General features: G+C 35.8%; 5 protein-coding genes. All 5 read left to right on the top strand.

Features of this window, described 5'->3' with window-relative positions; all coding sequences use genetic code 11:
* Positions 1–725 (top strand): alkaline phosphatase D family protein (locus tag SULYE_RS05690; RefSeq protein WP_007547425.1); only part of this gene is annotated, 725 nt, incomplete at its 5' end.
* 96 nt (positions 726–821) lie between these two features.
* Positions 822–1,859 (top strand): hypothetical protein, encoded by a 1,038-nt coding sequence (locus tag SULYE_RS05685; RefSeq protein WP_007547423.1) that lies wholly within the window; start codon positions 822–824, stop codon positions 1,857–1,859.
* Between the two features lie 411 nt (positions 1,860–2,270).
* The gene (gene pstS, locus SULYE_RS05680; RefSeq protein ID WP_007547418.1) at positions 2,271–3,281 is read left to right on the top strand and encodes a phosphate ABC transporter substrate-binding protein PstS; all 1,011 of its coding nucleotides are present in this window, start codon (positions 2,271–2,273) and stop codon (positions 3,279–3,281) included.
* Positions 3,282–3,646: 365 nt separating this feature from the next.
* Entirely contained in the window at positions 3,647–4,597 is a 951-nt protein-coding gene (gene pstC, locus SULYE_RS05675) for a phosphate ABC transporter permease subunit PstC (RefSeq protein ID WP_007547417.1), read from the top strand.
* Positions 4,598–4,600: 3 nt separating this feature from the next.
* Positions 4,601–5,149 (top strand): PstA family ABC transporter permease (locus tag SULYE_RS05670; RefSeq protein WP_007547416.1); only part of this gene is annotated, 549 nt, incomplete at its 3' end.

Below are 5,149 nucleotides of genomic sequence, written 5' to 3'. Positions count from 1 at the left end.
AGGCTCAAAATCCTTTAGAATGGATCACCATTTATAGAGATTTCAAAATTGGAGAATTAGCACATTTGATTTGCTTAGATGAAAGGTCTTACAGAACACCGCAACCTTGCGATAAAAGATTCGCATCCGCAGGTTGTGAAGACCAGTATAAAACCTCAATGCTTGGAGAAAATCAAAAATTCTGGTTTTATGAAAAGCTAAAACAAGGAAATAATTGGAAAATAGTAGCTAACGAAGTTCAATTTGTACAAGGAAAAATAAACGGACTTTATGGCTCCTTAGATGCCTGGGATGGATATATAAAAGAAAGACAAGAGATAATAGAATTTTTAAACAAAAATAACATAAACAAATTTGTAGCCCTTACAGGAGATAGACACGCCGCCTTGATTGCAGAAATACCTACAGAATTTAAAGAAAGCTATGAGAAAATCGTCGGAGCAGAGTTTATGACTCCTGCAATATCCTCAATTTCTGCAGCAGAAGCCAACTGGTGGAAAGACTACGGAGTTAAAGATGTAGATGAATATGCCCAGTTAGAAATGAAACAAAACCCATGGACAAAGTATCTAAGCCATAGAGTATGGGGATATTCTATTTTAGATATAGATAAATCATCTGCCAAGTGCCAAATAGTAAACGTTGACAAATATAAAAAAGACTCAAATAAAGAAATAGCAGCAACTTATCAGTATATTCCTGGAAAGGGATTAATGAAATTTTAAAAAATTATTAACAAATTTTAACCATTCTTTCATTAAATCTTAAAATTTATTTGGTATAGTGATATGCGAATAATATTTTTAGAGGAGGTTATTTAGATGAAGAGAACTTTAGCAGTGATGGCTCTCTTAGGAGCTGTAGGGCTTGCAAACGCACAAGTTGTCGAGAACCCTATTCTCAAAAAACTTGTTGAGAAGGGTATCTTAAGAGAAGATGAAGCTGCAGCAATTGACGAGCAGCTTGCAAAAGAAGAGGCAGAAAAGGCAAGATACCAAGCTGAAATTGACAAAACAGCAATGGAAGCAAAGGATAAGTTGTCAAAGCTTGAGAAAAAATGGGGAGACATGCCAGCATTAGCAGGTAAGTTTAAGAAGTTTGAAATTGGCGGAAAGGCTTACTTAGGCTATACTTATACTACTATTAAAGAAAAGTATCACAACTCAACAACATCTAACAATGTTAACGACGCAGGCGATTTTGAAGCAAGAAGATTTTACTTTGATACAAAGGCTTATATCTCAGACAAAGACCATATCAGATTTACTACTGATTTATCAACAGGAACAGACTATAAACTCAAAATTAAGTATGCTTATCTCTACAAAGACATATCTAGTTTAATTCCTCGCACTAGCTTTAAGTTTGGTGTAGCTCATACACCTTGGATTGATTTTGAACAAAATTCTGGATGGTTGTACAGGTCTGTAGATAAAGTATTCTTAGAATCTTCAGATGGTGCAGGGCTATGGCCATCAGCAGACCTTGGAATTAGCTTCAATACAAAAACTCCATACATCACCTCTGAGATAGGAATGTTTAACGGAGAAGGTTATGACAAGATTAACACAAAATCTCAAAGATCATCCGGCTTCCACAACTCTTTTGAAGGTAGAGTAACGTATCACCTATTTGGAAACGGGGACAAAAAAGTTAGCCCAACAAAAGACCAGTATGCAAACATATCTTTACACTTAGCAAGCAACATTGGATATAACGATGCATATACTACTCATAAAAACCTCAATCTCTATCATATCCATGCAGTTTATAACCACCCAATGTTCTTAATCGCAGCACAGTATGCAAAACTGATTATAACTCACTATCTCCACAAGCAGGTGATGGGTACTCAGTAAACGCAGAAGTAAGACCAGTTAAAGATTGGGCTATTTTTGCAAGATATGACTACTGGAAGTTTAAGAAAGAGTTAGGATTTAAAAACGATTTAGGTGGTAATAATGATGCAACAGTAAATCCTATAAAAGCAAACAAAAGAGATGCTTACTACTTTGGTGTAGCGTACACTATGAACAAATATGTAAAATGGATTGCAAACGTTATCAATTATGATTACAAAGGAACTAACCCAGATTATAAAGATAAATCAAAATACATGTTAACAGCTGAGCTTAGCTGGTAATCCTACTGCTTTTTGTATGTTTGGGAGGGAGAGGGGAAATTGTTAAAATTTCTTAACAAAAAATTAATAAAAAATAAACATTTTCATAGTATCATAATCTTAAAAATTTTACGGAGGTAAGAAGAAGATGAAAGTTAAAGGCTTGAAAAAACTTGCAATAGCTGGAATTTTAGCAACATCTACTGCAGCATTAGCTGGAGTAACGGTTACAGGTGCAGGGTCAACATTTGTCTATCCAATCATGTCTGCTTGGGCTTATGCATATGAAAAAGCAACAGGAAACAAAGTTAACTATCAATCAATCGGTTCTGGTGGTGGTATCAGACAGATTGAAAACAGAACAGTAGACTTTGGTGCATCAGACGCTCCATTAACACCAGAAGAGTTAAACCAAAAGAAATTACTCCAATTCCCGGCAGTAATCGGTGGAGTAGTTCCAACTTACAACCTACCAGAAGTAAAAGAAGTTCTTAACTTTGACGGAAAAGCTCTCTGTGATATATACATGGGTAAAATCACTAAGTGGAACGACCCATACTTACAACAACTAAACCCTGGCGTAAACTTACCGGATAGACCGATCACGGTAGTTCGTAGGTCTGATGGTTCTGGTACAACTTGGATCTGGACTAACTACTTATCAAAAGTTTGCCCAGAATGGAAGGAAAAGGTTGGATTTGGAACATCTGTTAACTGGCCAACTGGCGTAGGCGGAAAAGGTAATGAAGGTGTAGCTAACTACACTAAGAGAATGAGAGGAGCAATAGGATACGTAGAATTTATATATGCAAAACAAAACAACATGCCTGCTGGAAAAGTTAAAAACAGAGAAGGAAACTTTGTTGCTCCATCTATGGAAAGCTTCCAAGCAGCAGCTGCTAACGCTAAATGGGATAAAATGAAGCATTTCTATGAAGTATTAACAGACCAACCGGGCAAAAACTCATATCCAATAACTGGAGCTGTATTTATATTACTTGCAAAAGATAAACCAGAAAGCTCAAAAAAATCAGTTAATTTCTTTGACTGGGTATTTACAAATGGAGACCAAGAAGCTGCAAGATTAAACTATATCCCAATGCCGCAAAACGTGAAAGATTTAATCAGGTCATACTGGAAAGAAAACGGATTGATGTAATACTTTTCTCATGTCTAACCTCCAATCTTGCCCTACCTCTAAAAAGGTGGGGCTTTTATTTTTAAGAAAAGCAATATTGTTTTTATTTTATAATAATGTCTTAGGATTTTCTAAAGCTATAGAGTGTATATGTAAATACGTAGGGTGGAGAAATTGGATAAAAGTAGTAGATTCCTCGCTTCGCTCAGAATGACAAGTAAGGCAATCGTTAACATACTTTCGCTTTCTCTGTCATCCTGAGGACGTAAGTCCGAAGGATCTCATTTTTAAATTTTAAAAAAACCGCCAATTTCTCACCCAAGGTGTTAATTTATAATTTTACACAAAAATTTATATTACAAACAGTAAAGTAAGGAGCTTAAAGGATGGAAAATACAGCACTAAAAAGGGCGCTTCTTGTAGAAAAACTTTTAAAAATAATACTTGGGTTTGCGGCAATATTTATTGGCTTTATACTTCCGTTAGTTATATTCATTGTACTGTATAAAGAAGCATATCTTGCTATACAAACCTTTGGAGTTTTAAACTTTTTAACATCTACCGACTGGGACCCGGTTGCACTTAAATTTGGCGGGTTGGCTCCTATAGTTGGAACATTAATAGCAACATTTTTATCAACATTATTTGCTGCTCCAATCTCAATTGGTATTGCTATTTTTTTAGTTGAACTTTCACCAAACAAACTAAAGCCAATCTTCTCAACTGCAATAGAGCTTTTAGCCGGAATTCCAAGCATTATTTATGGTATGTGGGGATTGTTTGTAATTGCTCCATTATTTGGTGTAAAAATAGAGCCATGGCTTCAGGAAAAACTTGGCGGAATTCCTTTAATAGGAAAGCTTTTTGAAGGTTCTCCTACAGGGATTGATGTTTTAACAACATCTCTTATCCTTGGAATAATGATAATTCCGTTTATGAGTTCTGTTGTTAAAGATGCGTTTAACATGGTTCCGCCTATAATGAAAGAATCAGCTTATGCCCTTGGGGCCACAAAATGGGAAGTTATAAAACAAGTGATGATACCTATCACAACGTCAAGCATTGCAGGCGGATTGATCTTATCTACCGGTAGAGCACTTGGAGAGACGATGGCAGTTACATTTTTAGCAGGAAACGTAAACCAAATACCAAAATCACTTTTAGACCCATTTACAACCATCACCGTTGCTTTGGCAAACCAATTTACAGAAGCAGACACGGCTGTTTATCTTTCTTCTTTATATTATCTTGCTTTAATACTTTTCGTTATGTCATTTGCTGTTTTATATCTTTCTAAAATTATGCTTTTAAGATTAGAAAAGAAATGGAAGGTGTAAGTCATGGTTAAAAGAAAGTTAGAAAATTACATATTCCTTACATTATCGGGTTTTTCTGCACTTCTTGGATTATTCTTCTTGTTTTGGATACTTGGAGATTTGCTTATTAACGGTTTTAAATACATAAATTTAGATTTATTTACAAAAGACCCGGTTCCACCCGGTATGGAAGGCGGTGGATTAAAACATGCTTTTATCGGTCATTTAATCATCACTGTTCTTGGAACTATGATAGGAACGCCTATTGGAATATTAGCAGGTATATTCTTTGCCGAGTATGGTCAAAACTCAAAAGTGTTTAGAATTGCAAGAAACATAGTTGATGTAATGGTAAGTAATCCATCTATCGTCATAGGTGCAGTGGTATATGCGATACTTGTTTATCCGGTTGGTCATTTTATGGGAATAGCCGGTTCTGTAGCGCTTGCATTGCTTATGATACCGGTTATAGTAATCACAACCGACGAGATGATGAAATTAGTTCCACAGGCAACAAGAGAAGCAGCATACGCCCTTGGAGCTCAGCCATGGCAGGTTAGCTTTCAAGTAGTT

The sequence above is a fragment of the Sulfurihydrogenibium yellowstonense SS-5 genome (genome assembly GCF_000173615.1).
Lineage (GTDB): Bacteria > Aquificota > Aquificia > Aquificales > Hydrogenothermaceae > Sulfurihydrogenibium > Sulfurihydrogenibium yellowstonense.
Note: the sequence above shows the minus strand (reverse complement) of the source record. Positions and strands in the feature narration are given on the sequence as shown.

What these genes read in the sequence shown, in the direction of transcription:
- SULYE_RS05685 (WP_007547423.1), top strand. Translation starts at nt 822, where the DNA reads ATGAAGAGAACTTTAGCAGTGATGGCTCTCTTAGGAGCTGTAGGGCTT.
- pstS (WP_007547418.1), top strand. Translation starts at nt 2,271, where the DNA reads ATGAAAGTTAAAGGCTTGAAAAAACTTGCAATAGCTGGAATTTTAGCA.
- pstC (WP_007547417.1), top strand. Translation starts at nt 3,647, where the DNA reads ATGGAAAATACAGCACTAAAAAGGGCGCTTCTTGTAGAAAAACTTTTA.